The 26,128-nt window shown below is 61.2% G+C and carries 24 protein-coding genes and 4 pseudogenes; 16 read left to right on the top strand and 12 right to left on the bottom strand.

The window, feature by feature from the left end:
• Positions 1-17 precede the first annotated feature (17 nt).
• The gene (locus AB4Z13_RS01190; protein WP_113323496.1) at positions 18-1,448 is read left to right on the top strand and encodes a DUF1254 domain-containing protein; all 1,431 of its coding nucleotides are present in this window, start codon (positions 18-20) and stop codon (positions 1,446-1,448) included.
• A 33-nt stretch (positions 1,449-1,481) separates the two neighbouring features.
• The gene (locus AB4Z13_RS01185) at positions 1,482-1,664 is read left to right on the top strand and encodes a hypothetical protein (RefSeq protein WP_442205543.1); all 183 of its coding nucleotides are present in this window, start codon (positions 1,482-1,484) and stop codon (positions 1,662-1,664) included.
• 179 nt (positions 1,665-1,843) lie between these two features.
• Here AB4Z13_RS01185 and AB4Z13_RS01180 read toward each other — a convergent pair whose 3' ends face one another.
• The 3 genes from AB4Z13_RS01180 to AB4Z13_RS01170 form a co-directional block, all read right to left on the bottom strand.
• The gene (locus AB4Z13_RS01180) at positions 1,844-2,245 is read right to left on the bottom strand and encodes a hypothetical protein (RefSeq protein ID WP_442205542.1); all 402 of its coding nucleotides are present in this window, start codon (positions 2,243-2,245) and stop codon (positions 1,844-1,846) included.
• A gap of 22 nt (positions 2,246-2,267) precedes the next feature.
• Positions 2,268-4,727: an arylsulfatase gene (locus AB4Z13_RS01175; protein WP_442205541.1), complete on the bottom strand. Its 2,460-nt coding sequence runs from the start codon at positions 4,725-4,727 to the stop codon at positions 2,268-2,270.
• Between the two features lie 374 nt (positions 4,728-5,101).
• On the bottom strand, positions 5,102-5,497 hold the full coding sequence (locus AB4Z13_RS01170) for a nuclear transport factor 2 family protein (protein ID WP_442205540.1): 396 nt from the start codon (positions 5,495-5,497) through the stop codon (positions 5,102-5,104).
• A gap of 112 nt (positions 5,498-5,609) precedes the next feature.
• Here AB4Z13_RS01170 and AB4Z13_RS01165 point away from each other — a divergent pair, with 112 nt between their 5' ends.
• The 3 genes and pseudogenes from AB4Z13_RS01165 to AB4Z13_RS01155 all read left to right on the top strand — a co-directional run bounded on the left by AB4Z13_RS01165 (position 5,610) and on the right by AB4Z13_RS01155 (position 10,163).
• On the top strand, positions 5,610-6,587 hold the full coding sequence (locus AB4Z13_RS01165; RefSeq protein WP_442205539.1) for a LysR family transcriptional regulator: 978 nt from the start codon (positions 5,610-5,612) through the stop codon (positions 6,585-6,587).
• 533 nt (positions 6,588-7,120) lie between these two features.
• Entirely contained in the window at positions 7,121-8,587 is a 1,467-nt protein-coding gene (locus AB4Z13_RS01160) for a DUF1254 domain-containing protein (protein WP_442205538.1), read from the top strand.
• 38 nt (positions 8,588-8,625) lie between these two features.
• Positions 8,626-10,163, top strand: a pseudogene (locus AB4Z13_RS01155) (DUF1254 domain-containing protein).
• Positions 10,164-10,458: 295 nt separating this feature from the next.
• Here AB4Z13_RS01155 and AB4Z13_RS01150 read toward each other — a convergent pair.
• On the bottom strand, positions 10,459-11,034 hold the full coding sequence (locus AB4Z13_RS01150; RefSeq protein ID WP_442205898.1) for a TetR/AcrR family transcriptional regulator: 576 nt from the start codon (positions 11,032-11,034) through the stop codon (positions 10,459-10,461).
• A 247-nt stretch (positions 11,035-11,281) separates the two neighbouring features.
• Between AB4Z13_RS01150 and AB4Z13_RS01145 the strand changes: the two genes are divergently transcribed.
• The 4 genes and pseudogenes from AB4Z13_RS01145 to AB4Z13_RS01130 form a co-directional block, all read left to right on the top strand.
• The gene (locus AB4Z13_RS01145; protein ID WP_442205537.1) at positions 11,282-12,208 is read left to right on the top strand and encodes a zinc-binding dehydrogenase; all 927 of its coding nucleotides are present in this window, start codon (positions 11,282-11,284) and stop codon (positions 12,206-12,208) included.
• 128 nt (positions 12,209-12,336) lie between these two features.
• Positions 12,337-13,071 (top strand): phosphotransferase enzyme family protein, encoded by a 735-nt coding sequence (locus AB4Z13_RS01140; RefSeq protein WP_442205536.1) that lies wholly within the window; start codon positions 12,337-12,339, stop codon positions 13,069-13,071.
• A gap of 195 nt (positions 13,072-13,266) precedes the next feature.
• Entirely contained in the window at positions 13,267-13,842 is a 576-nt protein-coding gene (locus AB4Z13_RS01135) for an AAA family ATPase (protein ID WP_442205535.1), read from the top strand.
• A gap of 31 nt (positions 13,843-13,873) precedes the next feature.
• Positions 13,874-14,452 (top strand): annotated as a pseudogene (locus AB4Z13_RS01130) (LysR substrate-binding domain-containing protein); the annotation flags it as partial.
• A gap of 9 nt (positions 14,453-14,461) precedes the next feature.
• Here AB4Z13_RS01130 and AB4Z13_RS01125 read toward each other — a convergent pair.
• On the bottom strand, positions 14,462-15,271 hold the full coding sequence (locus tag AB4Z13_RS01125; RefSeq protein ID WP_442205534.1) for an AraC family transcriptional regulator: 810 nt from the start codon (positions 15,269-15,271) through the stop codon (positions 14,462-14,464).
• A gap of 73 nt (positions 15,272-15,344) precedes the next feature.
• Between AB4Z13_RS01125 and AB4Z13_RS01120 the strand changes: the two genes are divergently transcribed.
• Both AB4Z13_RS01120 and AB4Z13_RS01115 read left to right on the top strand, forming a co-directional pair.
• Positions 15,345-16,286, top strand: coding sequence for an NmrA family NAD(P)-binding protein (locus tag AB4Z13_RS01120; RefSeq protein ID WP_442205897.1), 942 nt, complete (start codon positions 15,345-15,347; stop codon positions 16,284-16,286).
• Positions 16,287-16,978: 692 nt separating this feature from the next.
• Positions 16,979-17,623 carry a VOC family protein gene (locus AB4Z13_RS01115; RefSeq protein WP_442205533.1) on the top strand — a complete coding sequence of 215 codons (645 nt, stop codon included), beginning with the start codon at positions 16,979-16,981 and terminating at the stop codon, positions 17,621-17,623.
• A 332-nt stretch (positions 17,624-17,955) separates the two neighbouring features.
• On the opposite strand, the gene AB4Z13_RS01110 is transcribed toward AB4Z13_RS01115, so the two are convergent.
• Entirely contained in the window at positions 17,956-18,360 is a 405-nt protein-coding gene (locus tag AB4Z13_RS01110) for a PAS domain-containing protein (protein WP_442205532.1), read from the bottom strand.
• Positions 18,361-18,602: 242 nt separating this feature from the next.
• Positions 18,603-19,322, bottom strand: coding sequence for a helix-turn-helix transcriptional regulator (locus AB4Z13_RS01105; RefSeq protein ID WP_442205531.1), 720 nt, complete (start codon positions 19,320-19,322; stop codon positions 18,603-18,605).
• 84 nt (positions 19,323-19,406) lie between these two features.
• On the opposite strand from AB4Z13_RS01105, the gene AB4Z13_RS01100 reads away from it, so the two are divergent.
• Entirely contained in the window at positions 19,407-19,838 is a 432-nt protein-coding gene (locus AB4Z13_RS01100; protein ID WP_442205530.1) for a RidA family protein, read from the top strand.
• 200 nt (positions 19,839-20,038) lie between these two features.
• Here AB4Z13_RS01100 and AB4Z13_RS01095 read toward each other — a convergent pair.
• The 3 genes and pseudogenes from AB4Z13_RS01095 to AB4Z13_RS01085 form a co-directional block, all read right to left on the bottom strand.
• Positions 20,039-20,323 (bottom strand): annotated as a pseudogene (locus tag AB4Z13_RS01095) (helix-turn-helix domain-containing protein); the annotation flags it as partial.
• Between the two features lie 91 nt (positions 20,324-20,414).
• A complete protein-coding gene (locus AB4Z13_RS01090; RefSeq protein ID WP_439015464.1) occupies positions 20,415-21,278 on the bottom strand; it encodes a class I SAM-dependent methyltransferase in 864 nt (287 codons plus the stop codon).
• Between the two features lie 35 nt (positions 21,279-21,313).
• On the bottom strand, positions 21,314-21,961 hold the full coding sequence (locus AB4Z13_RS01085; RefSeq protein WP_113325720.1) for a TetR/AcrR family transcriptional regulator: 648 nt from the start codon (positions 21,959-21,961) through the stop codon (positions 21,314-21,316).
• 73 nt (positions 21,962-22,034) lie between these two features.
• Between AB4Z13_RS01085 and AB4Z13_RS01080 the strand changes: the two genes are divergently transcribed.
• From AB4Z13_RS01080 to AB4Z13_RS01070, 3 genes and pseudogenes are all read left to right on the top strand, one after another.
• Positions 22,035-22,250 carry a hypothetical protein gene (locus AB4Z13_RS01080; RefSeq protein ID WP_442205529.1) on the top strand — a complete coding sequence of 72 codons (216 nt, stop codon included), beginning with the start codon at positions 22,035-22,037 and terminating at the stop codon, positions 22,248-22,250.
• Positions 22,243-23,136: an NAD(P)/FAD-dependent oxidoreductase gene (locus AB4Z13_RS01075; protein WP_442205528.1), complete on the top strand. Its 894-nt coding sequence runs from the start codon at positions 22,243-22,245 to the stop codon at positions 23,134-23,136. Before AB4Z13_RS01080 ends, AB4Z13_RS01075 begins: the two co-directional genes overlap by 8 nt.
• A 61-nt stretch (positions 23,137-23,197) precedes the next feature.
• Positions 23,198-23,583, top strand: a pseudogene (locus AB4Z13_RS01070) (RidA family protein).
• Between the two features lie 87 nt (positions 23,584-23,670).
• Here the strand turns inward: AB4Z13_RS01070 and AB4Z13_RS01065 are convergent.
• On the bottom strand, positions 23,671-24,255 hold the full coding sequence (locus tag AB4Z13_RS01065; protein ID WP_442205527.1) for a glutathione binding-like protein: 585 nt from the start codon (positions 24,253-24,255) through the stop codon (positions 23,671-23,673).
• A 125-nt stretch (positions 24,256-24,380) separates the two neighbouring features.
• Between AB4Z13_RS01065 and AB4Z13_RS01060 the strand changes: the two genes are divergently transcribed.
• Complete coding sequence (locus AB4Z13_RS01060; RefSeq protein WP_310388622.1) at positions 24,381-24,758, top strand: winged helix-turn-helix transcriptional regulator; 378 nt, start codon at positions 24,381-24,383, stop codon at positions 24,756-24,758.
• Here AB4Z13_RS01060 and AB4Z13_RS01055 read toward each other — a convergent pair.
• Positions 24,755-25,960, bottom strand: coding sequence for an MFS transporter (locus tag AB4Z13_RS01055; RefSeq protein ID WP_442205526.1), 1,206 nt, complete (start codon positions 25,958-25,960; stop codon positions 24,755-24,757). The genes AB4Z13_RS01060 and AB4Z13_RS01055 overlap by 4 nt on opposite strands.
• Positions 25,961-26,128: the final 168 nt, after the last annotated feature.

Raw genomic sequence — 26,128 nt, 5'->3', positions numbered from 1 at the left:
TAAGAGGAGTAAGGCAAATGTTGACGAAGCGAGATCTACTTCGCTCGGCCGCGGCGATCGCTGCTGGCGCCGCGATTGTGAAGCCAAGCCTGCTGATGGCGCAAAGCTATCCAGATATTGTCGAGGCCAAGGACATTGCCGAGGAAGGCTTGATCTACGGCCTGCCGCTCGTGATGAACTATGCCATCATGTACGAGTACGCGGTAGACCGCAATTCAGGGCAGTTCAAGGCGCCGTTCAACCAGATCAAGAACGAGCCCAACGTTTACACTTACAAGGACACGGCAATCGTCACGCCCAACAGCGACACGCCGTATTCCTTCGTCTGGCTGGATTTGCGAGCTGAACCGGTGGTGCTTTCGGTGCCGGCGATCGACCCGAAGCGCTACTACTCTGTCATGCTCTGTGACGGCAATACCTACAATTACGGCTATATCGGCACCCGAGCCACAGGGAGCGATGCCGGCGACTACATGGTGGTCGGACCTGACTGGGAGGGTGACACCCCGGCGGGCATCAAGCAGGTTTTTCGTTCGAGCACGCAGTTTTCCCTCGCAGGTTATCGCACCCAGCTTTTTGGCCCGGATGATCTCGACAACGTCAAGAAGGTGCAGGCTGGCTACAAGGTGCAGATGCTGTCGGCCTTTCTGAAGCAGACGCCCCCAGCGGCCGCGCCAACCATCGACTTCCCCAAGATCGACAAAGAACTCGCGAAGACCAACTTCTTCGACTATCTCGACTTCGCTCTGCAATTCGCGCCGGCGCAGGGCAATGAGAAGGAGATAAGGGCCAAGCTGGCACGCCTCGGCATCGGGCCGGGTAAGTCCTTTGACTTCAAGGATCTGCCACTGGAGCACAAGCTGGAGATTGGCCTCGGCATGAAGGAGGGCCAGCGGAAGGTCGACGAGGCCGTCGACAATGCCGGCAAGGCGATCAATGGCTGGCGGGTTAGCGGTCTTCCAGGAGACAGTGCCCACTACAATGGTGACTGGTTGAAACGCGCCGTCGCTGCTCAGGCCGGCATCTATGGCAATGACCCGGAGGAAGCGACCTATCCGTTCACGCGCGTCGATAGCCAAGGCCAGACGCTCGACGGAAGCAAGCACAATTACATACTGACCTTCCCCTCCGGCCAACTGCCGCCGGTGAACTCCTTCTGGTCGGTCACGATGTATGACGGCAAGAGCCAGCTCCTGATCAAGAATCCGATCGATCGCTACCTCATCAACTCGCCAATGTTGCCGGGCATGAAAAAGAACGAGGATGGTTCGCTCACACTTTATATCCAGAAGGACAACCCCGGCGCGGACAAGGAAGCAAACTGGCTGCCTGCGCCCAATGACACGATCTATCTCGTCATGCGCCTGTATTGGCCGAAGACCGAAGCGCCGTCCATATTGCCGGCCGGCGAAGGAACGTGGCAGCCGCCGGCCGTCGTGGCGCAGTAATTGTCCCGACCATGCTGGTGCGCGGTACCGGATGTGAATGAGAAGAGAGCGACGACCACCACGACGGAACTACTTTGCGCCACCGCCGCGGTATTGCCAGGCTTGGTCATCTTATCCGCCGATACGACGGCTTCCGCACAGACCTATGAGATGACGACGCCCTTCTCACCGGGCGTCGTCGTGTCGGACAAGATTGATCTGTTTACTGATGCATAAAGCCCCATGCGATGATCTGCTTGTCCGCTTTCGGGGCTGGGCTAGCTAGCTCCCTATGACACTCTAGGGGCGCAAAGCAGTCGTCTACGCCGAGATCGCCAAACGGCCGCTTCGGGCTGAAAGGCGGCCGACGCCCTTGGCCGCTTCGCGCCCATAGCTGACGTCGCGCCGGACGATTGCTAACGGTCAGCAATGCGGCTCGATGCCAAGCCGCACGCCGCGCACCAGACGCCCAGCGCGATGTGGGCCGCGACAACAGGCCAGAAAGCGATGCCAGCGATGCCGTGGCGAATCCATCCAAGAATGAGTATTGCGACCACGGCGAAGTTGTAGAACAGCATCGCTGTCACCAATCCCTTGGCAGCCTTGCCTGCCAGGTCATCCCGCGCAAGCCAGCAGGCGACGGCCAAGCTCAGCACGGCCGCTCCGGCGACACGGGCGGCCGTCATGCCGGCAGGCGTGTCCGGCGCGGCCCCGAGCAACACTTGAACCAAAAGCGCTGGTGCAATCAGCAATGCCAGTCCCGTCGCAGCTTCGACCACGCCCGTTACCGAAAACAGCAGCCTGGCATTTGCAGCCATCGTTCCAAACATGCCGCCCCCACTATTGCCCGAGCTTGAACGTCAGCTTGTCGATCTTGCCGGAGAACTTGAACGGAGCGTCGTAGCGATACTCGACCAAAGCGACCCCTGTGCGCGTATCCTGGCCCACGTCGAAGCTTTCGTCCTCTGGAAAGGTGACGGGCGTCGTGTGTTCGACCGAGTTTGTCGCCACCTGCTTGCCGTCCACCGACAGGACGCCGCTACCGCCCTTGCCGAGGCCCGGACCATCGGACTTGAACTCGAAGACGATTTGGTGCTTGCCAGGTTCCAGTTCCGGCCCCTCCCACATCGTGCGCTTCAGGTCGAGAAGGTTGTAGAGAAACACGACCCTGCCCCGCCCGACGCCGAAGTCGCCTTTGCTGAGAAACAGGCCGTAGCCGCCGAACCGTCCGCCCTCGGTCACGATCATGCCGTCCGCACCGCCTTCGGGTATCTCGACCTCGGCCGTGATCGTATAGGACTTGTTGAGGACACTCGGTGCAGCGCTCGGCGGCACACCGCTCAGTGCCCCCGAATAGGTGAACTCGGTTCGCCCGGCCGTCAGGTTGGGGCGTGGCGTGTTCCAACGGGAAAGCGTCGAATTGTCGAGCGGCAGCACGTCGTACTTCTTCGCCTCGGAATAGAAGAGGTCCTGCATCTGCTTGAGCTTGTCGGGCATCTTGGCGGCCAGGTCGCTGAACTGGGTCGGGTCATCGTTGACGTTGTAGAGTTCCCAGTTATAGCCGGTGATGACGTCGGGCGGCGTGGCGGTGCTCAGCTCCCACGGCCGGGTTGCCGGCGTCGTCGCTGCCACCCAGCCGTTGTCGTAGATGGCGCGATTGCCGAGCATCTCGAAATATTGCGTCGTATGCCGGGTGGGGACATCGGCATTTGCCTTGTCCCATGTGTAGGCCATGCTCACCCCTTCGACCGGCTTCTGAGCGATGCCGTTGATCGTCTCGGGTGCCGGGATGCCGGTGGCTTCGAGGATGGTCGGCACGATGTCGATCACGTGCGAGAACTGGCGGCGGATGCCGCCCACATCAGTGATGTGGCCGGGCCAGGACATCGCCACCCCTTGCGAGGTTCCGCCGAAATGCGACGGCACCTGCTTCACCCACTTGAACGGCGTGTCCATCGCCCAGGCCCAGGCCGCGGCGAAGTGCGGGAATGTCCGTTCCGATCCCCAGAACGGATACCAGAGCAACTGGTCCTTCACCGGCACCGGGATGCCGTTGAAGGTGGTGAACTCGTTCGGCGTGCCGTTGAGCATGCCTTCGGCGCTCGCGCCGTTGTCGCCGCCGATATAGATGATCAGCGTATTGTCGAGTTCGCCGAGATCGTCGACGGCCTGAATGACCCGGCCGATCTCATTGTCAGCGTAAGCAAGGTAGGCGCCGTAGATATCCGCCTGCTTGATGAAGAGTTTTCTCTCTTCCAGGCTCAGCGTATCCCATTGCGGCAGTTCCTTCGGCCACGGCGTCAGTTGCGCATTCTCGGGCATGATGCCGAGCCGTTTCTGGTTGGCGAAGATCGTCTCGCGCAGCTTGTTCCAGCCGTCGTCGAAGAGATGCATGTCGCTGATCTTCTTGATCCATTCCGGTGTGGGATGATGCGGCGCATGCGTGGCGCCCGGCACGTAATAGACGAGCCAGGGCTTGTCCGGCGCGATCTCCTTCAACTGCTTCATATATTGGATGGCCTCGTCGGCCATCGCCGTTTCCATGTTCCATCCGGGATTGCCTTCGAACGGGTAGATGGCCGTCGTGTTGCGGTAGAGGTTCGGCTGCCACTGGCTGGCGTCGCCGCCGACGAAGCCGTAGAAATATTCAAAGCCCATTCCCGTCGGCCATTGATTGAACGGCCCTGCCTGGCTCGACTGATAAGACGGGGTATTGTGGTTCTTGCCGAACCACGATGTCGCATAGCCGTTCTCCTTGAGGATCGTGCCTATGGTGCCTTTCTCGACCGGGATGATCGAATCGTAGCCCGGATAGCCCGTCGCAATTTCGCCGACCACCCCGGAACCGACCGAATGATGGTTTCGGCCGGTAATCAACGCGGCCCGCGTCGGCGAACAGAGCGACGTCGAGTGGAAATTGGTAAAGCGCAGCCCCTGGTTTGCAATGCGATCCATGGCCGGGGTGGGAATGACGCCGCCGAAGGTGCTTGGGGCACCAAATCCCTGGTCATCGGTCATGATCAGCAGCACGTTCGGCGCACCCTTTGGCGGCGTGACACGCGGAGCCCACCAGGGCTGTGATTCAGACGCTTTTTCCTTGATCACCCCGCCGAAATTCGGCGTGGGTGGCGGAAGCTGCTTGCCGTCGAGGGTAATTGTGGCCCCCGGAGCCCCCGTTGCCGCCTGTGCGCCCGATGCCGCCTGTGCGAATGCCGCCGGACAGCCAAACCCGGTCAACGCTGTAAAACCCAGCGCTGCGAGCACGCCGCGAGAGATGTGCAGTACACTGTAGCGACGCATGGAACCCCTCCTCTTGGCTAAGCGGAGCAGCGTCTACCAAGAAGTACAGAACCAATATTCGCTCGTAGGAGCACAGAGGTCGGAACCTGGATCGGTCTGGCCAGAATCAACAGGAGCAATCGTTGGCAGCGCTTCCATCCCAAGACGCATGCAACCCTAGATAAGAATGCATGATTGCCGGCCCAGTGTACAGCAAAAACACCGGTTGACGCCGCGTGCCCCGCAGGAGCACTAAGTCCGCTTCGAACCGAACCCGGACGAACATGTCGGCCGACTGTGGTCTTTGGGCCCGCGCTATGTCACCGCACAATTCCACGGTAAGAGTTTCCCAATCTGGCTCTGCTTGTGACCGTTGAGGATCGATGGCAGATCCTTCAGGCCAGGATCTCGGCGGCGAACACCTTCTGGACGATCTGCCAGCGCCCGTTGAGGTAAAAGCACGACAGCAGGTCGGTCACCTCGCGGGGCGGGATCCGCAGGCGGAGCTTGAGCAGCGCCATGTCACGGGCAATGGCGATGGAGAGGATCTGGTCGGCGCGCACGCTGCCGGCATCCTGCGGTGAGGTCTGGCTCCGGACCGCATCGAGCCAGGCGGCAACAGGCGTAACCACCACGCTGTCGCCATCGCCGCGCCTGGTGACCAAGGCCGCTGGGTCGAAGATGGTCGCGAACGTGTCGGCGTCCATCGCGTAGGCGGCATCGAAGTAGGTTTTCGCCAAGGCGACCAATTCATCTATGTTTCCCGTCGGGGGCGTGTTCTGCAACGTCATGGTGGTTCCCTTCAACTCTCGTGTCCAGCTGAGTATAAGGACGGGCGCGGCAAGGTTTAGTCCGCGCGCACTAATCAGCCTTGTAAGCTGAGCTAAGCAATTGAGGGCGATCATGAAACCTTCCCTTCCGTCCGCCGGAGACTTCAACCAGCTCCGCGCCTTCGTGGCCGTTGCCGGTTCGCTGAACTTCAGCCGGGCGGCCGAGAACCTCGGCGTGTCATCCTCGGCGCTCAGCCAGATGGTCCGAGGGCTCGAGGAGCAGCTCGGGGTCAGCTTGTTCAACCGCACCACCCGCAGCGTCTCCCTGACCGAGGCGGGGGCCAAGCTGTTCGAGCGGGTACAGCCCGCCGTCGAGGAGTTGGCGGAGGCGCTGGGCGAGACCCGCGAGCGCCGCGCCCATCCCGCCGGGACCGTGCGGGTGCACTGCTTCCGGGCAGCCGCGGACCTCTACCTGACACCGATCCTCCGTGACTTCAGCGATGCCTATCCGCAGGTCGTGCTCGACGTCACGCTCGACGACGCCGTCGTCAACATCGTGGCCGAAGGCTATGACGTCGCCATCCGTCTCGGGGAGGTGATCGACAAGGACCTGATTGCGGTGAAACTCGGCCCGGACCTGCGCCAGACCGTGGTCGCCTCGCCCGACTATCTCGCCCGGCACGGAACGCCGGCTCATCCGCGCGACCTTCTTGCCCATCGCTGCATCGCCTGGCGATGGCCGGGGCAGAAGACGCCCTACAAATGGGAGTTCATGGAAAACGGCAAGTGGTTCGAAGTCGCAATCGACGGCCCGCTGATCTCCAACATGAAGGACTTCGGGGTGCAGGCGGCGGTCGACGGAGTGGGTGTTGCATTCGCCAGCCAGCAGCTGATCGCGCACCACATCGCTGAAGGCCGCCTTGTCGCGCTGCTCGAGACCTGGTCCGCCCCCTTCCCCGGCTACTACCTCTGCTATCCGGCCCAACGGCAAATGGCGCCGCCGCTTCGCGCCGTGATCGACGCCATCCGCGCCGGCCCGCGCCAGAGTAACGGCGTCGAGGCGGCGGCGATCGGCGCGGCTGTTCCTCGAGGTCTGCGTCTGCACCAGTGACGCCGGGCCTCCCGACGCCAAGCGCATCAACAAGAGTTTTCCGAAACCGCGCCGGGACGAATATCTTTTCCCGGTAGCGTGACCGCCGGGGGGTGTCATGCCGCTGACGGTTGGAGCGCCTTTCCGAGAAGGCTTGTGGTGGTTAACCGCTACATCCGCTTAGGGGCCGCAAGCCGACCGTCAGCTTCGGGCTGCGAATCTTCATCAGCGGGCGTTCAGGTTGACGTGCGCATCGTCGCGGTGTGACCCAACTGAGATGTTGCCGGCATCGCACCTCGACGTCCTCAGATGACGCGCAAAACGGTCATCGGCGTTGGTCAGATTTTCTACCTCCCATCCGGGCTCAACCCTTCCTCGCAACGACATTTACTGCGCTGGAACTGGCTAACGGCGTAGGCGTCTTCTAACTTCCACGTGTGGCTGGCGTCTGGGTCAAGATCACCGTTCCCCAAAGGGCAATATCGCCAGGGTCCAGTTGGGACTACCATCACGGGCTAGGAGAGACCATCACGAGCCCGCTGGGAGAGACCATCATGAGCCGCATGAAATCATCCGTCGTCGCTTCCGCGCTCGCATTGAGCTTTTCGATGGTGCCAATCTTGGCCTATGCGCAGCAGGTCCCGATCCCCACTACAGCCGCCGAAGTGCCCGGTCCGCCGAGCGGCACAGCCATGACCACGGCCTACGTGCAATCGGTGGGGCGGATGGCCTACCTGTGGGGCTGGCCACTGGTCAATTCGGTCAACCGCTCCATCGCCTTTTCCAAGGCGCCCGAACCAGGCTTGATAGGCGGAGTGGTTCCGATCGCGTTCAACGGGAACTCAATGCTGACCGGGTACATCAGCCCGGACCAGACGATCATCGCCTGTCCAAACCAGGATGTCGCGTATGGTGCCGGCTGGATGACACTGGACAAGGAGCCCATCGTCTTCCAGGTACCGGATTTTGGCGATCGTTTCTGGGTCTATGCGCACTATGACGCGCGCACCGACGAGTTTTCCGAGATCGGCAAGCAATACGGCACCAAGCCCGGCTTCTACCTGATGGTCGGCCCAGAATGGAGGGGCGAAACGCCAGCCGGCATCACGGCGGTGGTGCGCTCCTCCACGTCGCTTGCCTTTGTCATTCCGCGCATCTTCATTGATGACAGCGCGGAGGATCAAAAAGCCGTCCAGCCATTGCTCAGCCAGGTCGTCTACTACCCGTTGTCGGAGTTCGACGGGAAGATGAAGATCAAGGATTGGAGCAAGCTTCCGCATTTCCCGGCACCGAAATCCACCGGCAAAGGTGAGACCAAGTGGGTAAACCCGAACACCTTCTTCGACGAGTTACCTGAGGTGATGAAACAAGTGCCGCCGATGCCGGGCGAGGAAGCCCTCTACACCTGGATCGGTAGCGTGCTGGACGCAGCCGCCAAGGATCCTGCGATAAAGAAGACGCTTGTGGAAACTGCTGTCGCCGCCGAGGGTGAACTGATCTCACCGTTCTTTAAGTGGGCCAATAACGGCCGCCCTGCCGGCAATGGTTGGAATTCGCCGGTGAACAACGCGGAGTGGGGGACCGACTACGTCAATCGCACGGGCACCTCCAAGTCGAACATGTACGACAACCGGCCTGAGGAAACCAAATACATCTACACGGACAACGACAACAAGGGTGCACAACTCAACGGACAGAACAATTATACGATCACATTTGCCAAGGGTCAGACGCCACCGGTCAAGGGGTTCTGGTCGTTGACCTTGTACAACGATGTCCACTTCTTCAACCCAAATCCACTAAGGCGCTATTCATTGGGCACGAAGAACAAGACCATCAGATACAACGCGGACGGCTCGCTGACGCTTTACGCCAGCGCCAAGTCGCCGGGCGCGGACAAGGAAAGCAACTGGCTGCCCGCGCCCGAAGGGACGTTCTCGCTCTACATCCGCGCCTATTGGGCCGAGCAGGCGATTCTCGACGGCACCTGGCAGCCCCCGACCGTCACGGTGGCGAACTGAAACCCCAAACAACGCGGAGGGTCATGACAGTGACAAAGATTCGCCCACTCAACCTTCTCGTCGCCGCGCTGGTTGGCGGTATGGCGATGAACGGCCTCGCTACGCAGGCTTTCGCCCAGGAGACCTCCTTCGATAAGTTGGCCAACCTCCCGTTCGCGGAAGGCCGGCCCACAAAAGAGACAGCGCAGACCTTGCGCGACGAACTGCTCTTCCAACGGGCGACGCAGACCTATCTCTGGGCGCTCCCGTTGATCAACACCCTCGGCATGCAGGTCGGGTCGGAAAAGACATTCGGCGCCGGCTACAACGTCCTGCCGATCTGGAAAAAGCGGCTCGACGCCAAGACCCTGGTGACTACCCCCAACTCCGACGTCCTCTACGCCATGAGCTACGTTGACCTGGGCAAGGATGGTCCGCTGGTGATGGAAGCGCCGTCTGAGTTGCAAGGCATCCTGCTGGATTACTGGCAGCGCCCCATTCCGGTGGATGGCGGCAAGTTCTTTGGTGACGTCGGTCTGTTTGGACCGGATGGCGGCAAGGGGGCAAGTTCCTCCTGTTGCCACCCGGCTACACGGGAGCGGTGCCGGACGGTTATTACGCTTACCGGTCAGGCACCAACAGCGTCTTTATCTTCCTGCGTGGGTTCTACAAGGATCCGAAGGATCTGACACCCGCCGTCGCGCACCTGGAGAAGACAAGGATCTATCCGCTTAACGGCGAGGCTGGCGCCAAGCCGATGGAATTCCCCGATGGCTCCGGCGTCCCGGTCAACATGCTGCCGATCAGCGACGGCAGCGCCTTCGATCAACTCAAGCTGCTGGTGGACAGGGAGGGTGACAATCTCGCCGGCCCTGATTGGCTCGGCATGCTGGCGGCCATCGGCATCGCCAAGGGCCAGCCGTTCGATCCTGATGCGCACACACGCGAGATCCTCGATCGGGCCGCGAAGACCGGCTACAAAATGAGCCGTGTCATCGGCTTTGCCGACAAGGTAGGTGGTCTCTCGTTGCTCGTCTATCCAGACCGCCGCTGGCTTAATCCTTTCGCCGACGGGACTCCTGCGAATCCGGGTGGGTCGATGAACCCGGCCTGGGAGAATGTCGCCGGAGCGTATCCATATCTGGCCCTCGATGCCCGAATCTGGATGTTCACCGACTACTACACGATTAGCCCGGGGATGATGTCCCAAACCCCGGGCAAGGGTGCGAAGTACATGATAGGCTTCACCGATAGCGAAGGCGTGCCCTTGTCGGGCGATAGCAACTACCGCCTGAACCTGCCCGCCAACATCCCCGCCGCCAACTTCTGGTCGGTGACGCTCTACGAGGCTGAGAATGCTTCAGGTCTCGCCAATGGGCAGCCTTTCCCATCGTTGGGTTCAAAGGACAAGACGGCGCAAAACGCTGACGGCAGCACGGAGCTTTACCTCGCCCCCAAAGCACCCGAGGGCAAGGCCGGCAACTGGCTCGCGACCGTGCCGGGCAAGGGGTACTTCGCCATCCTCAGGCTCTACGGCCCGACCGAAGCGGCCATCAACAAGAGCTGGGTCCCGGGGGACATCGAGAAGGTGGAGTGACCCCGCTGCGCTCAGCGGCTTAAGGCCCGGAAAGGGGTCCGAGATGCAACCTTCGTCGCATCGTGAGCAAGGTCCGGATATGGCGCGACCATGACCTCCAGCATTGTCACCCCCGATGTCCGCTTCCGGGCGGAGGCAAAGGTCGCCTCTATGGCGGAGATGAGGCGCAAAGCAGCCGAATCTTTCGACGATGAGCTATGACCGCTTAGGGCCGACACCAGACGAATATATCGGCCAGGAACGCGCCAAAAGCGGGCCTGTCTACCCTCCCCGGTGCCCTTGCTGTGCCCGCGGCCTAATTCGGTTGTTGACGTTCCAGAGCATCCGTCGCCAGCGTCTTCCAGGCGGCCATTGCCATGGTGATGACTGTCTCAAGTTCGGCACGGCTTGCGCCGTCGCGCGCCTGCACCGAGAGACCGTGCATCACGGTGGTATAGTAGCGAGCGATGGCCGTCAGGCTGTCAGTCGAGACAGCGAGGTCGCCATCGTGGACCCCTCTGACCAGCCGCTCCCTGATCTCCTCGAATTGCGCCCTGCGAATGTCGGCGAGGAATTCGCGTACCGGGTGGTTTTCTATCGCGCCGGTCGGCGCCGCAAGGACCAGCATGCATCCACGCGGCGAGCCGGGAATGGTGATTGTATCGGCCACGGCGCGCAGCATCGCGTGTATCGCCTTGTAGGCCGTGGTCTGCTCGCGAAGCGCTACCCTCGGGGGCTGCCCCTGGGTCGCGGCATTGAGGGCCACGGCTTCGCGGAACAAGGCTTCCTTGCTTCCGAAGGACGCATAGATGCTGGCCGAAGCAATTCCCATGGCCTCGCTCAGGTCCTTCATGGAGGTTCCTTCGTAGCCGCGCTCCCAAAACAGATCCATTGCGCTGCGCAAAGCGACGTCCCGGTCAAATGTCAGTGGCCTGCCACGCGTCGCCATCTCTTCTCCGATTTGTTTGTCGATCGACAAACTATAACTTGACGGATGTCGAACCGCCATGCATTTTATTTATTTGTCGATCGACAAAAAATTCTCGCTATAGCCTTGAACAAGGACCAGTCCCATGACCGTCCCCGCCTTCATGCGTGCGTTACAGCAGACATCCCTAAATGGCCCGCGGGATCTGCGGATGATCACCGATGCGCCGGTGCCGGTTGCCGGTCGAGGCGAAATCCTCATCCGCGTCGCCGCCGGTGGTGTCAACATGGCCGACATCTCCCAGGCCTACGGCAAGTTTCGCGCAGGCCCGCAGCCTCCATACATTGCGGGTTTCGAGGGGGTGGGTGAAGTCGTGGCTCTGGGTGAAGGCGTGACGACAGTGGCGCCTGGCGCTCATGTCATCGGGGTCGGATATGGTGCCTTTGCCGACTACATGGTGCTTCCGGCGATTGCCGCAGTACCAGTACCCAAGGGATGGTCGGACGAGCAGGCGCTTGGCCTGGTCGTGAACTTGCCAACGGCAGTGGCAGCGCTAAAGCTGCTCGGGCAGATCGAGAAGGGTGAGACCGTGCTGATCCATGCAGCGGCAGGCGCTACCGGCCAAGCTGCAGTCAAGATCGCCAAGCACTACGGCGCAACGGTGATTGCGGCGGCCTCATCGGAGAAGCACGAGATCGTGCAATCCCTAGGTGCCGATCACATCCTCGACTCCCGTACCGCCGATATCGCCGCCGAAGTGCTTCGTCTGACCGGCAACGCCGGCGCCGATCTGGTCATCGAGTCGGTCGGCGGTAAGACCTTCGAGGCCAGCCTGGCATCCGCGCGACGCGTCACCGGCCGCGTCGTGGTGACAGGGCTGCCCGCCGGCGAAGCACCGCTCACCAATTGGGACCTCGTCTATAAACATCAGGTCCACATTATCGGCTTTAACATGGGGGTGCTGATCCGGGCCGCGCCGCAGATGTTCGGTGCAGTCATGGGCGAACTGTTCGCGCTTATCGGCGCAGGCGTATTGGCCCCCGTCCAGCCAACCGTCTACGAACTTACCGACGGGCCAAAGGCGCTCGCGGCATTGGAGAGCCGCTCCAGCGTCGGCAAGTTGGCGCTGCGGCTCTGAACCCACTAACGTGGGCCATAGTGGTCCCTCAAGCCTCGACCGCATTGCGCCACCAGAGGACATCGTGGCGTCGCAAACCTTCCCTATTTCTTCCGTCAATTTCATTGTGGCCGCCAAGGATACCGCCAATGGGATGGGAAGCACTCGGGCAATGGGGTGAAGATGCGGTTCGCATCGAACCACTTACGGGTGGAGTTGCCAACGACGTGTGGAGCGTTCGTGTCCACGGGCAGATCGCTGTCGGTCGCCTCGGCTCCAGGACCGATGCTGATCTCGCGTGGGAAACCGAGCTACTCCGACACCTCGACCGTGAAGGCATGACCGTTCCAGTGCCGATCCCGACGGCTGACGGCCGGCTGTTCGTGAACGGTCTGGTGGTGATGAAATACATGGAGGGCGGACCGCCCGAGACGCAGTCCGACTGGCGTCGCGTGGCCGACACGCTCCGCGAGCTGCATCGCTTGACGCGGGGCTGGCCACAGCGCCCAGGCTGGCGATCGTCGACTGACCTCCTGCATGCCGAAACCGGAACGAGGATCAACCTTTCCGCGATGCCGCCCGAGGGCGTCATTCGATGCCGAGCAGCGTGGGCGCGGCTAATCGGGCGTCAGACATGCGTCGTCCACGGCAACCCCAACAACCCTGGCAACGTCCGCATGACCGCGGATCGGGTCGCGTTGATCGACTGGGATGAGTCACATGTCGACGTCCCTGACCTTGACCTGGTACTGCCCGGCAACGCTGCCGATCTCGACGACGGCGCGCATGACATCGCCGCGCAAGCGTCAGCCGCATGGGAAGCCGCCATCTGCTGGCAGGACGAGTACGCAGTCAAGCGGCTTGCCGAAGTTCGACCGGTCTGAGCAGTTTCGGCGGATCGACGGGTCGTATCCATGCCGGAACCTCGCGGGCTACGGCATTGCACCACAAGCAGCCTTTACGCCGGGCTCAGCGGAGTGCAACCTTTGCGCTTGCACCACTGCGATTCTGCGGGTTTACGTCGCTGGGATACTGGCATCCCCAACATATTGGTCCAAGTTCGACAAGATGACGCTTCGATGCCTCGATATGTTTCTCTGATGAATGCGGCCAGCCTTTTGGCGACAGTCGAGCGTGTTCTCGTTATTGGATGTTCGGGAGGCGGCAAGACAACCTTCTCTGCAAAGATCGCGGATTTGCACCGCCTGGAATTCCAGTCACTCGACCGGGATGTGCGCTGGCTTCCAGGCTGGGTGGAGCGTGATCGTACCGAGCAAAGAGCAATCATATCGGATATGGTCCAACGTGACCGATGGGTCATGGACGGCAGTGGAGCGTCTTCCTTCGACCTGAGATTGCCGCGAACTGATCTGGTTCTGTGGGTTCGAGTGCCGAGATGGGTTGCACTGATTGGTCTGTTGAAGCGCGTATCTCGTTTCTATGGTTCAGTTCGCCCGGCGATGGCTGAGGGGTGCCCTGAGCCACTGCCGGATCGAGAGTTCCTGTCATACATCTGGAATTTCGAGAAAAAATACGCCCCGCTTTTTGTGAAGCAAATCGAGCGTTATGGGCCGGACGTTCCGGTAGCCGTGCTCAACTCTCATCGCGAGATGGACCGGCTCCTTCAACTCTCGGGCAGACCTATCGCTCGATAACGCAATGCCCGCGATGGGCCGAGAGCTGTCGTTTCTGGCACCTCGGCTGGCGCGCTATCCTTCGGCAGGCGGATCGCCGATCGAGGTCGACGTCTCCGCCGATATTCGCGACCCCAGCGCGTTTGACGTCGCCATCAGGACGGGTCGTGGCGGTTGGGAAGGACTTGACGAATACCGGCTCGCGCCGGTCGAAGTGACGCCCATGCTGGCGCCCTCTCTGCTCGGAACGCGGACCCTGGACAGGCCGGAGGCGCTCGCCGATTTCGAGCTGTTGCCGCATCCGGATTGGCAGGCATGGTTCGGGGCCGCTCAATGCGAGATGCCGCAGGCTCTGCGGTTTGTGGCAGTCGATTACCCCACGCATGAGTTGGACGCCAATGCAGCGGTGGCAGGCGCAGGTGTCGCGCTTCTGTCGCCCTTGTTGTTTCGCCCGCTCCTGGAAAAGGGCCTCCTCATCGCCCCTTTCCCCTATGTCCTGAGCGGGCCGGCCTGGCATTTTGCGTTGATGCGTGCCGACGACCCCCGTCTCGCGCCTCGCCAGCTCTGCGCCTGGCTTCACGAGCAGGCTCGCGAGCCGCTCCTGAGCCAGACTGACCGCCTGCCGAGCTAGGCCCGTCGGTCACGTCGAGAAATAGCGCGTTGGTGTTGTCCCGAGTGCCTTCTTGAACATCACGATGAAGGCGGTGACGGACTCGTAGCCGAGGTCGCTCGACACCCTCTGGACCGTCGCGCCGCTGGCGAGTTCGCGCAGCGCGATGACCAGGTGCAGCTGCCGCCGCCACCGGCCGAAGGTCAGCCCCGTTTCCTGAACCATCAGCCGCTTCAGGGATCGCTCGCTCATGGCGACATGGGCGGCCCATTCCCCGAGGGTGCGGCGGTCGCTTGGCTCCGCCGTCAGGGCAGCGGCGATCACGGCGATCTTGGGGTGGCTGGACACGGGCAGCTCCAGCCCCTCTTTCGGCATCAGCGCCAGTTCCTCCAGCAAGACCCGCACGAGACGGCCGACATGGTCATCAGGAGCATAGCTGCCCTGTACATCCGCCAGGCGCAGGATCATCTCGCGCAGCATCGGCGAAACGGACAGCGTGCAGCATTCCTGCGGCAGGGCCGCAGCATCCGGTTCGACAAACAGGTAGGACAGGCGAGCGTTGGACGTGACCTGATTGCTGTGCGGCACGCCGCCCGGGATCCAGATCCCGCAGTCCGGCGGGACAATCCAAAGGCCGTTTGCGGCCCTGCAGGTGACGGCCCCGTGCAAGGCAAGGATGAGCTGCCCCTGCCGGTGCTGGTGCTGCGGCACCTCGGCTTGGTAGTCGCTGAAGTCGACATGCAGGGCGACCGCCGGGCGACCCAACCGGTCGGGGTCGGGATCGAAGTCCACGCTGCAGGGGCGCAGCGTCCTAGCGGATTGGCCTGATTTGGAGATCATATGGCATTATCTCCAAATTCGCGTGCAGTGCAATTCGCTACAAGCGGACATCAACAACGCGATGGAGACTATCATGCGAATTGCTGTCGTCGGCGCAACCGGCAGAGTCGGCGCCCAACTCACCCGAAAGCTGCTGAGCGCAGGACATCAGGTAAAGGCCCTGTCGAGGGGCGGTTCAGCCCTAGAGGCACTGGCCGAAATAGGCGCGGAGCCATTCCTCGGAAGTTTTGACACGGGTGCGGGAGAGCTCGACAAATTCTTTCAGGATGCCGATGCCGCCTTCCTGATGGTCAAGACCGACTGGAACAAGCTGCAAGGCCACTATCCCGTGGTTGCCCAACGCTTCGTCGATGCGCTTGGCAATTCCCCCGTCAAACTGGCGGTGAGCCTGTCGGCCATGGGATCGGACGTGAAAGGCGAGACCGGCCATTTTGAATGTTTCTACCATCTTGATGAGAAGCTGAACGAACTTACCAATATCGACCTGGTCCATCTGCGCGCCGCCTGGTTCATGGAGGATGTGCTGGCGTGGACGGCGCCAGTCGCCAGATATGGTCGGATCGCCTGGTCCTGTAAGCCCGATCTGAAGATGCCCTGGGTGGCGACGGATGACATCGCATGGCTTGCGGCCAGGGAACTGACAAATCCGACGGGCAAGCACCGGGTGATCCGCGAGGTCGGCTCGGAAGATATTTCGATGAATGAATTGGCCGCGATCATCGGCAGGGAGATCGGCCGGCCGGTGGAGTACCGGTACATCGAAAGAACGCGCAAGGATGTGGAAGCGGAATTCCTGAAGCGCTTCGGGACATCGGAGAGATGGCACGATGACACCCTGACCGCCGACGCCTTGAACAATGGCCTGGTGCGGTTCCAGGGTGAGCGTGAGGTTCGCCCTTCTCTGCCCACCAAGATGGAAACGTTCATCAGAGACGTCTGGAAGCCGCGTTACCTGGAGTCGGTTGCGGACGGACACGAACCCGAGACATTTCATATGTGGAGCGCAAAGGAATAGTTGGATCGCGGCCGAACGCTGAGAACCTCCTTCCCGGGAAGGAGAAACTCAGCATCGGCCCATCAGTAACGTTTCCCTGGCCAGGCGGACCCGCCTGTCGAGCGACGCTTGGCCAGCGAATGCGCGGTCAATTTACGCTGGCCGCCTGATCAGCCCAGTCCTTCCTCGGCAAGTGCCCGGATCAAGGAGGGCAGCGCCGCATGTGATCGAAAGACTTGCGCAGCGCTCCGGCAACTCGACGCCAATTTCGTTGCTCGTTTTGAGGCAGGCCGTCTGATATGTGGTAGTAGTCACCTTTGTCGGCGCCGAAGACATGTTTGGCCAACCGGACATTCGTCTAACCAATCGCGACTGCCATCCAGTCCCGGCATCGAGGATCCCGATGGCTGCTCACGGCGGCAGAAAGTCTCGACCGCTTGCGCCAAAAGCAGTCATTGCGGTTGTCATGAACAGGGATGTCGCAGGAATCAGGAAAACAGGTGTCGCTCTAATCGAGCCTGAGTTTCGCGACAGGCGGGCTCGCATTTGCCGAAATTTCGAGTTTTTAAGAACTCTCCCTGTTCTGTGGCGCGGTCGGTCTGGTTCTTGACGATCCCCGCCTAATTTAGTTATTCTCAAATCGCGCTACGCAGGGTGCATCGGCATTGGACCGGCTGGGCAATGCCCGCCTGCGAATTTCATAGGTAGCGCCAATGCCGAACCTCGAAAACCTCAAGGAGCAGGCCAAGCAGTATTTGCGTTGGCATCGCGAACGGTATTATCCGGTCGCGGCCGAGATCAGGGCTGTATTGCCACGCTTTCAGCACCTCGACGACAATCAGATACTGGAAGCGAGTTTCAAGCTCAGTGACGCGCAAGAACTGGTCGCTCGTCAAAACGGGATCGAAGGCTGGCAGGCGCTCAAATCAGGAGCCGATGCCATGACCACTCAAATTAAACCTACCCCTCACCCCGTTCTCAGCTCGATCTCTGCACAACTGTTCGTCACCGACATCAAAACGTCGTGCGATTTCTTCACCAGCAAACTCGGCTTTGCCATCGACTTTGTCTATGGTGATCCACCATTCTATGGGCAGGTCATTCGTGATAAGGCACGACTCGCATTGCGGGTGATCTGCGAACCTGTGTTCGTTGGCGATATACGGACGCGTGAACACCTGCTCTCCGCCTCAATCGCCGTCGACACCGCAGCCGAGATCAAGCAGCTCTTTTTGGATTTCCAGGCCGCTGGAGTGCATTTTCATCAGACGCTCAAGAAAGAGCCTTGGGGTGCACGAAATTTTATTGCCCTAGATCCAGACGGAAATCTCATATTGTTTGCGGGACCAGCTGGCTGAAGGGAGGCGGCATGGCGGATGCCAATATTGATCTCGGGCCGCTCCATGTGTCGCAAAAATCCTGCAGACCGTCCTAAAACCTGGGCGCAGCCTAACCTTCGGAATCCCCGCTAGGGTTTTCGGACGGTCTGCCTGATGATTGCGACGATCGGCAAGGCTGTCGGTTCAGCCAACTTCCAACTGCCGCAAATATCGCAAAAGTTGGCGCCTCGCGAACGACTTTGGTGACACGCAAAAAGGGCCGAGCACACGCCGCATGAAACGATCTGCTTCGTCCGCGACCCGTGACAAAACCGCGGGATCGGTCGAGCGCGGATTGACGGCAAAGCCGCCTAATGCGCCAGCGATCCGTCATGCTCGCGCTCGGCCACCGGCACGACGATGCCGGAATAGAGAATGGGTGATCCGCTCTGATCGCGAAAGGCTCGGCCGAAGGCGGCGACCATCCGGTACCGCCCGTCCCTGCCCCAGACACGGTAGGTATTCTGCTGTGCGATATCGGCAACGAGCACTTCTGAGATCTTCTTTGCCAGTTCCGGCCGGTCATCGGGATGGACGCGTGCAAGGTAGTCTTCCAGCGGCAGGCCGCGCACGGTGGCGGCAGCATCGAGGCCGAAAAGTTCGGCGAGCGCGCTGTCTGCAAAGACGAGGTTCTTGACGATATCCCAGGTATAGATCCCCGCGTCGCAAGCTACTTCCTCGAATATCCCGAACGAGTGAACGGATTGCCCAGTCATTGCCTGATGTTCCCGCGACTATTTTAGTTAAAACTAAAGGTTTGCCGGACAACTTCAAGGCAGGATTGACCGCAATACGGCGCAGGCCGCAGGCGCATTCAGGCCGGCGACCTTGAGATGATGCCCGTGCCGCCGAGACTGCACGGATGGCCTGCTGGATGACTATGTTTTTCTCTGCGCCCTTAGAACCTCGGAGAAGGTCCTTTGCGCTCCACTATAGAATGTTTCGACCGCGCTGATACTCAGCGTGCCATTTCGCCGAAAGGGCAAACATCATCTTCGAAAGGTACGTGCCTTCGACGAAAATGCGTGCCCTCCACAATCTCCGGCTTGCTGATCCGGTCCATGCGAAAGTGGCGGAAATCCGCACGCGCTGCATCCCAGGCGACGAGATACCAAAGTGGCGGCAGGATGAGCATGGCCTGCGGTTCGACCTCGCGCAGTGTTTCCATCCCCTTGGCATCACGGTAGCGGAACCGAAGATGCAGCCGCTGGAGAAATGTCGTCTCGAAGGCCGGCAGCAGCCCGGAGTCGATCGAACCTATGTCCGAAATGTCCTGCCTGGGCGACAATTGCCCGACATACAGGCAGTCCAGAAGCCGACGCAGGTCTCGCACCTTGTCTGCCGAAAGCGCCCTTTCGATCTTCGCGAGCCCCGCATCGGCGAGATCGGAAAATGGAAGGGACCGGGCCGCGCGCACGGCCGCTACGCTGATCAGGAGCGCGAACACCTCGGTCACAAAGAGCCGAGTCGTGGTCTGCACCGACTCCGGGTCAAGCTGCAGCCCGCCACCTCGGCCGGATTCGGAATGAATGACGAAGCCCTGGTCACGCAGCGCTCCGATGTCGCGCAGCACCGTTCGCCTGGAAGCACCAACTTCCTCCGCCAGATCATTGACCGTCGAGGTTCCGTTGCGCCGGAGGATGCGCACGATGGCGTCGTGTCTGAGGCGGATGTTCATTTGCGCACCCTAGCATATTTGGTGCCAAAATTTGGCACCGATTCACTTTAGGCAGGTCATGGCAACCCCACAAGGAGACAGACCATGACCTCCCCAGATCAAACACGCGCGACCGCTGCAAAGCCAATCATTGTGAACCCTTCCCACCTGCACGACCCGACATCGAATGGCTACAGCACAGCGGTCATCACCCCTGCGGCTGGTCGGCTGGCCTTTATCTCAGGGCAAGGCGGGCAGGACCAAACCGGCGCTCTCTCGCCGGACTTCGCCAAACAGGTGGGACAGGCCTACGCGAACCTCGCCGCCGTGCTCGACGCGCTTGGCGCCCGCCTGGACCAGGTGGTGAAACTGACGGTTTACGTGGTCGACCACGATATGTCGAAGTTGGGCGTACTGACGGAGAATGTAACGCGGATGTTCGGCGATACGCTTCCGGCACAGACGCTGGTTCCAGTGCCGAAGCTCGCCATCGATCCCATGCTCTTCGAGGTTGAGGCTGTGGTTTTCCTGGATTGAGCGCCCGCCCGTGCGAATAATGGCTGGCCGGCCGCGCCTTTCCAGGCCAGCCGGACCGCCTGTCGAGCGACGCGCGGCCGGGGAGCGTTAGCCGAGCCCCCTCCGCAAACGCCCGGATCACCGAAGGCAGCGCCCGCATGTGATCGAAGGACCTGCTGAGCGCCTCCGGCAGTTCGACGCCGCTCCTGGGCGCGACCATCAGCACCCAGAGCCGTCCGCTGCGCATCGTTCAAGCGTGACTTGGGTCCGGGAACCTTGCCATCGATCAGCCCGTCGGGGCCATTCGCATTGAACCGCAAGACCCAGTCACGCACGATCTGAAGGGTGACATTGCCAAGACGCGCTGCATCCGAGCGCGAGCCTCCGCCATAGATCAAGGCAAGCGCCAAAAGACAACGCGCCTGCGCCGCATGCTTGCTCTTGCGGGCCAGACGCCGAAGACCTTCCGCGTCAAAATCCGCCCGTAATGAAATCGCTGCTCCCATCGCAAACCTCCCGTTTGCGACAGAGATTCTGATTCATCGTCATTTGGGAAGCTCAAGTGTCTAACTCAGCAAGAGGGCGTATTAATCCCTGTCAGCTTGCCGGATTGCGCGCCGTGACGATCCACGCCGCACCGTCGATCATCACCGACCGCTCACCGGGGCAGCCCGCGAAGACGGCACGAACCGCAGCCGAGGCGCGGGCGCGGATATCGTCGGGCTGATCAGCGAGAGAGCGCGCCAGCGGGCCGACCTCGAGTGTCATCTTCACCGCGTCGTCGAGCGCCGCGTCCCGCGTCTCCCCCTTGCCGAACGGGATGGAGGCATCGAATGGCGCGATAGCGACATCGGTGAAGCCAGCCACCGTTAGAATACGCGCCACCCGCCCCTGGTCGCCAAACGAGAACGGGCCGGGGGCTTCGGGACCGGGCGGCGTCATCGGCGGGAGGATGCCCTTCATCGCGCCCATCGGCAAGCGCACCCAATCGTTCTCGGCCATGCCGCGCCAGCAGACGAAAGCGACCCGCGCGCCCGGCTTGAGCGCACGGCGCATATGAGTGAAGGCCGCCGTAGGATCGTCAAAGAACATCACTCCGAAGCGCGAGAACAGGATGTCGAACGCGCCCTGGGGCAATTCGGTGCTGCTGGCGTCGGCCACCTGGAACACGGCCGGCGTATCCTGCGGCGCTCGCGCGCGCGCTCTGCCGATCAGCGGTTCGGATATGTCCACGCCTAGCACATGGCCCCCCGCGCCGACGCGGGCGGCCAGATCCAGACTAGACGCCCCCGCGCCGCAGCCGACGTCCAGCACGCGTTCGCCCATGGCGGGCGCGGCGGCTTCTATCGCGGCCTGGCCGAACACCGCCATCATGGCATCGAGCCGGGCCTGGTAAGTGACCCAGCGCTCCCCGCTTTGGCCTTTCCAGTCGGCCACCTGATAAACATTTTTCTCCGTCATGCCATATCCTTTGTTCTGGTCCGTTCTTAACCAGGCTATCCGCCCGCGTGGTCGTTCCCGCCGTGTGCGGCGACGAACATGGCGACGGCGGACCGGCAATAGGATTCGATTTCGTTGTCGTCCTCTGCTCTCGCCTGATCGAAGCGTGCGATAATCAAGAGATCGGATCCTTTGATAAGCGCGGCAAACAAGCGGGCGGACCGGAGAGGATCGGGCACGTTCAGAACCGCCTTCGCGTGCAACTGACGCAACAGGGCCTCGATTTGGGCGATGACATAGGCGGGGCCGGCTTCGTAATGGAGCTTGCTTAACGACTTTTGATTCGTCTTGTCGGCCATGATCATGGCTTCGACACTGCGGACGTCCGGGCTCAACAGCGTGCGAAGCAGGGATGTTCCCACCGCCATCAGCTGATCTTCTGCCGAACCGTCGACGCCTTCAATAAGAGCCTGTGGTGCAAACTGATGGCAGTGGGCCGCGATGGCCGCACTGAACAGCGCCTCCTTGTTCTCGAAGTGCCGATAGATGCTGAGCTTGGATATCCTCGCTCGCTGGGCGACCTTGTCCAATGTCGTCGCTTGGAAACCCAATTCCACAAAGAGTTCGCACGCGGCGTCGACTATCGTTTGGCCAAGCGCCTCGTTGGCGGGCCGGCCGCGCCGGCCCTGGCTGTTTTCGGTCACGACAAATCCAGTCCTTGACAGTATCCTAATTCTTGACTTACGATACCATACAGTATCTAAAAGGTGCAAGCCAATGCGTAGGTGCCCTCCAAATCAAGCTTCCCTTGGGCCGCCCGGCGATATCGAATGCGGCATCGTCCGGCCGGTCAACACAGTGATGGGCGACTTTCTCGTCGATGCCGAAGCCCTGCTCGCTGCCCGTCTCGAGCGCGTATCGCTGGACGATATTTCGCGCCAGGCCCAGCCCAACCCCTTCCATCCACACCACGGAGCTCATTACCATGGATGACGTCATCATCATCGGCGGCAGCTTTGCCGGTCTCGCCGCCGCCCTGCAGCTCGGCCGCGCCCGCCGCAAGGTCACCGTTCTCGATACCGGCCTGCCGCGCAACCGCTTCGCCGGCCACTCGCATGGCTTGCTCGGCCACGATCACAAGCCGCCGCTGGACATCCTGGCCCAGGCGCGGCAGCAACTGGCGCGTTATCCCACGGTCAAGCTGGTCAATGCGCGGGCCGACAGCATCTCCGGCGCCATCGACGATTTCTCCGTCCTCACTGGCGATGGCGAAAGCCTTGGGGCGCGCCGCCTGATCCTGAGCTATGGCGTTGCCGACCAGATGCCTGATGTTCCGGGCTTTGCCGAAAGCTGGGGCACATCCATCGTGCCCTGCCCCTATTGCGATGGCTTTGAAGTCGCCGGCCAGCATTGGGGCCTCGTCTGGTCCGGCCCGCCGTCGCACAATTATGTCAGGCTGTACCACGATTGGACCGACACGTTGACGGTCTTCGCCGATGGTCACGACATTGCACCCGATATCCGGGCCGATCTCGCGCGCCGCAACATACCTGTCGTTGATGGCCGGATCACCGAAATCGCCCGTCACGGGGGCCATAATGCCACCGTCAAGCTCGATACCGCCCCCAATGTCGCAGTCGATATTTTGTTCGCGCATCCGCGCAACAAGCCGTCCGCAAGCCTGCATGAATCACTGGGACTCGCCACGGTCGATACGCTCCTTGGCATCGCCCTCAAGGTCGACGAGCGCCGCGAAACCAGCACGCCCGGCATCTACGCCGCCGGCGACCTCGCCAACCCAGCCATGGCCTCGGTCACCACGGCAACATCGTACGGCGCGACGGCGGGTATCTCCGCCCAGCAGTCGATGCTGGTTTGAGAAGACACACGTGGAGTTCGAACACGTCACTTTCGACCTACCACACGGCACCTTTCACGCGCTGCAGGGTGGTGATCCCGATGGTCAACCGACGATCGTCTTGCACGGCTTCCCGGACCATCCGCCGACCGCGAAGCCCTTCCTTGCCGAGCTCGGCCGCCGTGGCGGGCAGGACCAAACCGGCGCTCTCTCGCCGGACTTCGCCACATGGGACAGGCCTACGCGAACCTCGCCGCCGTGCTCGACGCCCTTGGCGCCCGCCTGGACCAGGTGGTGAAACTGACGGTTTACGTGGTCGACCACGATATGTCGAAGTTGGGCGTACTGACGGAGAACGTAACGCGGATGTTCGGCGATACGCTTCCGGCACAGACGCTGGTTCCAGTGCCGAAGCTCGCCATCGACCCCATGCTCTTCGAGGTTGAGGCTGTGGTTCTCCTGGATTGAGCGCCCGCCCGTGCGAATAATGGCTGGCCGGCTGCGCCTTTCCCGGCCAGCCGGACCGCCTGTCGAGCGACGCGCGGCCGGGGAACGTCAGCCCAGCCCCTCCTCCGCAAACGCCCGGATCACCGAAGGCAGCGCCCGCATGTGATCGAAGGACCTGCTGAGCGCCTCCGGCAGTTCGACGCCGCTCCTGGGCGCGACCATCAGCACCCAGAACAGGTAGCAATCGGCAACCGTCATCTCGCCGCTGACAAGGAACGTCTTGTCGCCCATCTGCTCGGCCAGGATCGCGAAGGCCTGCGCGAGCTTTTCGCGAGCACGCTCCTTTTCCAGCTCGGGGAAATTCCTGAAGAAGGGCTGGTACCTTGAATGGATCTCGGAGGACATGAAGGCGAGCGCCTCGAGCGCCCGCCACCGAAGGATGGGATCTCCCGGCAGGAGCTTGCCGCTCTTCTCGGCGATATAGTTCAGGATGACCTGGTTCTCGGTCAGGATCGTTCCGTTCTCGAGTTCGAGCGTGGGAATATAGCCCTTCGGATTGATCGAAAGGAAATCGCGGCCGTCCTCCGTCTTCTTGTCATGCTTGATGCTGATGAGCCTGTAGGAAAGCCCGGTCTCGATGAGCGCGATATGATCGGCCAGGCTGCAGGCGCCGGGATAATAGAAGAGGTTCATGATGGTCTCCTGGTGGTGGACCCATCCCGGCATTTCCGCTTGGAGATAAGGTCTACAATGTTGACCACGGCCATTTATGAGACCTAAAATTATCCGTCAAAAGCATATCTTTGGGAGTTGGTCAGATGGATGTGACTGCCAGGCCGGCAGGAGCCGACTGCAGGGGTGTCAGCGAGATCCTGAGCCGGGTCGGCGACAAATGGACGATCCAGGTCGTCGTCGCACTTCGGCTGGGCGCGCTGCGCTTCAACGGGCTCAAGCGCGAGGTCGGCGGCATTTCGCAGCAGATGCTGACGCGGACACTAAAGACGCTGGAACGCGACGGCATGATCAAAAGAACCGTTCACCCCAGCACGCCGCCGCAGGTCGAATACACGCTGACACCACTCGGGCACTCCCTGTCGGAAACCGTGCGGCAGCTCGCCGACTGGGCGGCCGAAAACAGGCAAAATATCGAGGATAACCGCCTGAGCTACGACACCAGTCGGGAGGAGAAATTCTAGGATGCGCCGGCGACCGCTTCGCTTATCGGGCGGCGGCCCCTGAGCAGAAGCAGGACGAGGATAGCGCTGCAGGAGCAAACCAGGCACAGGATCAACACCGCCCTGCTCCCGAGATTGGTCATCAGGGAAATCAACAGGGGTGGAGAGATGGCGGAGATCCAGTTCAATGGCAGGGCGATCCGCGAGAGCGCCTTTGCAAACTCACCCTTGTCATAGAAAACGAGCGGAATGGTCGACCTTGCGACGGCGAGCGCCCCGCTGCCCATTCCATAGAGCACAAGGAAAACGGCGATGGCCACCGGCGAGCCCTGAGCGATCGAAAGGATGACCAGCGATACGCACAGAATTGCCGATGAGGCGACCCCCGTCGTCACGCCGTCCCACCGTTTTTCGCCGATGATATTAAGCCCCCGGGCACAGATCTGCACGATGCCGAGCGCGGAGCCGTAAGTGAGCGCCTGTGCAGGGCTCAGGCCCTCGGCCTTCAAGAGCTCGATCAGAATCGAGCTGAAGCCGAACGTGATGAATGCATTGAACGCGATGGCAGCGACGATGAGATAGAATGTCCTGTTATAAGATCCTGCCGAACCCTGAGATCTCGTCGCCTTGATAGCCGCTGCAGCTTTGCTCCGGCGCGGCAGGCCGAAAATGTAGAGCGGTAGGCAGGCCGTGATCATGACCACGGCATAGGCTTCGCACGTGCCGCGCCATCCGATCTCTTCCGACAGGAACGACGTGAGAGGCCAGAACACTGTGCCGGACAAGCCGGAAACCAGCGCCATGCTCGCAATCGCCCGCGCGGCATTCCGGCCCGCGATCTCGTTGAGAAGGATGTGTGCCGGCGTGGTGAGACTGGCGCTTCCTGCGGCTCCGAGAACCAGCCAGCCGAGGAAATAGGTGATGGGCGAATGCGACAATGACACGAGCGCCAGGCCAAAGGCTGACATGATCGTTCCGCCGATCATGACCGGCCGCGCTCCAACGCTCGTAAAAAGCCGCGAGAGGAAAGGAGCGCAGGCACCCATCGTGACATAGAAAACGGTGGTCCCCGCAAAGACCGTCGACATATCGACATTGAGATCCGCCGCCATGTCCCGGCTGACGACCGCCGGGAAACTGACCGCGCCCCACCCTATCAACTGGGCGACCGACAGCACGATCAAGGGCAGCAGTATCTTCGTCTCTGATCCGGACTCGGTCATACATCATTCCTGATTTGCAATTGCAAATCACTAGCAACTGAACTGCTCCAGTTTTATGACAGCGGGTCCCTCGTGCGGTGATGGCTATCGGTTTGGGGAGGTTCGTTCTACGCCGCCAAGATCAAAATTGCCGGTTGCAGAAACAGCAGAGGACCATATGATCGGGTC

The sequence above is a fragment of the Rhizobium sp. YAF28 genome, assembly GCF_052113285.1.
GTDB lineage: Bacteria > Pseudomonadota > Alphaproteobacteria > Rhizobiales > Rhizobiaceae > Rhizobium.
The sequence above is the reverse complement of the archived record's forward strand: the minus strand, read 5'-3'. Positions and strand labels throughout refer to the sequence as shown.

Coding starts and splice junctions, on each gene's coding strand:
- AB4Z13_RS01190 (WP_113323496.1), top strand. CDS start 18: ATGTTGACGAAGCGAGATCTACTTCGCTCGGCCGCGGCGATCGCTGCT.
- AB4Z13_RS01180 (WP_442205542.1), bottom strand. CDS start 2,245: ATGGCTGCAAATGCCAGGCTGCTGTTTTCGGTAACGGGCGTGGTCGAA.
- AB4Z13_RS01175 (WP_442205541.1), bottom strand. CDS start 4,727: ATGCGTCGCTACAGTGTACTGCACATCTCTCGCGGCGTGCTCGCAGCG.
- AB4Z13_RS01170 (WP_442205540.1), bottom strand. CDS start 5,497: ATGACGTTGCAGAACACGCCCCCGACGGGAAACATAGATGAATTGGTC.
- AB4Z13_RS01165 (WP_442205539.1), top strand. CDS start 5,610: ATGAAACCTTCCCTTCCGTCCGCCGGAGACTTCAACCAGCTCCGCGCC.
- AB4Z13_RS01160 (WP_442205538.1), top strand. CDS start 7,121: ATGAGCCGCATGAAATCATCCGTCGTCGCTTCCGCGCTCGCATTGAGC.
- AB4Z13_RS01150 (WP_442205898.1), bottom strand. CDS start 11,034: ATGGATCTGTTTTGGGAGCGCGGCTACGAAGGAACCTCCATGAAGGAC.
- AB4Z13_RS01145 (WP_442205537.1), top strand. CDS start 11,282: ATGATCACCGATGCGCCGGTGCCGGTTGCCGGTCGAGGCGAAATCCTC.
- AB4Z13_RS01140 (WP_442205536.1), top strand. CDS start 12,337: ATGGGATGGGAAGCACTCGGGCAATGGGGTGAAGATGCGGTTCGCATC.
- AB4Z13_RS01135 (WP_442205535.1), top strand. CDS start 13,267: ATGCCTCGATATGTTTCTCTGATGAATGCGGCCAGCCTTTTGGCGACA.
- AB4Z13_RS01125 (WP_442205534.1), bottom strand. CDS start 15,271: ATGATCTCCAAATCAGGCCAATCCGCTAGGACGCTGCGCCCCTGCAGC.
- AB4Z13_RS01120 (WP_442205897.1), top strand. CDS start 15,345: ATGCGAATTGCTGTCGTCGGCGCAACCGGCAGAGTCGGCGCCCAACTC.
- AB4Z13_RS01115 (WP_442205533.1), top strand. CDS start 16,979: ATGCCGAACCTCGAAAACCTCAAGGAGCAGGCCAAGCAGTATTTGCGT.
- AB4Z13_RS01110 (WP_442205532.1), bottom strand. CDS start 18,360: ATGACTGGGCAATCCGTTCACTCGTTCGGGATATTCGAGGAAGTAGCT.
- AB4Z13_RS01105 (WP_442205531.1), bottom strand. CDS start 19,322: ATGAACATCCGCCTCAGACACGACGCCATCGTGCGCATCCTCCGGCGC.
- AB4Z13_RS01100 (WP_442205530.1), top strand. CDS start 19,407: ATGACCTCCCCAGATCAAACACGCGCGACCGCTGCAAAGCCAATCATT.
- AB4Z13_RS01090 (WP_439015464.1), bottom strand. CDS start 21,278: ATGACGGAGAAAAATGTTTATCAGGTGGCCGACTGGAAAGGCCAAAGC.
- AB4Z13_RS01080 (WP_442205529.1), top strand. CDS start 22,035: ATGCGTAGGTGCCCTCCAAATCAAGCTTCCCTTGGGCCGCCCGGCGAT.
- AB4Z13_RS01075 (WP_442205528.1), top strand. CDS start 22,243: ATGGATGACGTCATCATCATCGGCGGCAGCTTTGCCGGTCTCGCCGCC.
- AB4Z13_RS01065 (WP_442205527.1), bottom strand. CDS start 24,255: ATGAACCTCTTCTATTATCCCGGCGCCTGCAGCCTGGCCGATCATATC.
- AB4Z13_RS01060 (WP_310388622.1), top strand. CDS start 24,381: ATGGATGTGACTGCCAGGCCGGCAGGAGCCGACTGCAGGGGTGTCAGC.
- AB4Z13_RS01055 (WP_442205526.1), bottom strand. CDS start 25,960: ATGACCGAGTCCGGATCAGAGACGAAGATACTGCTGCCCTTGATCGTG.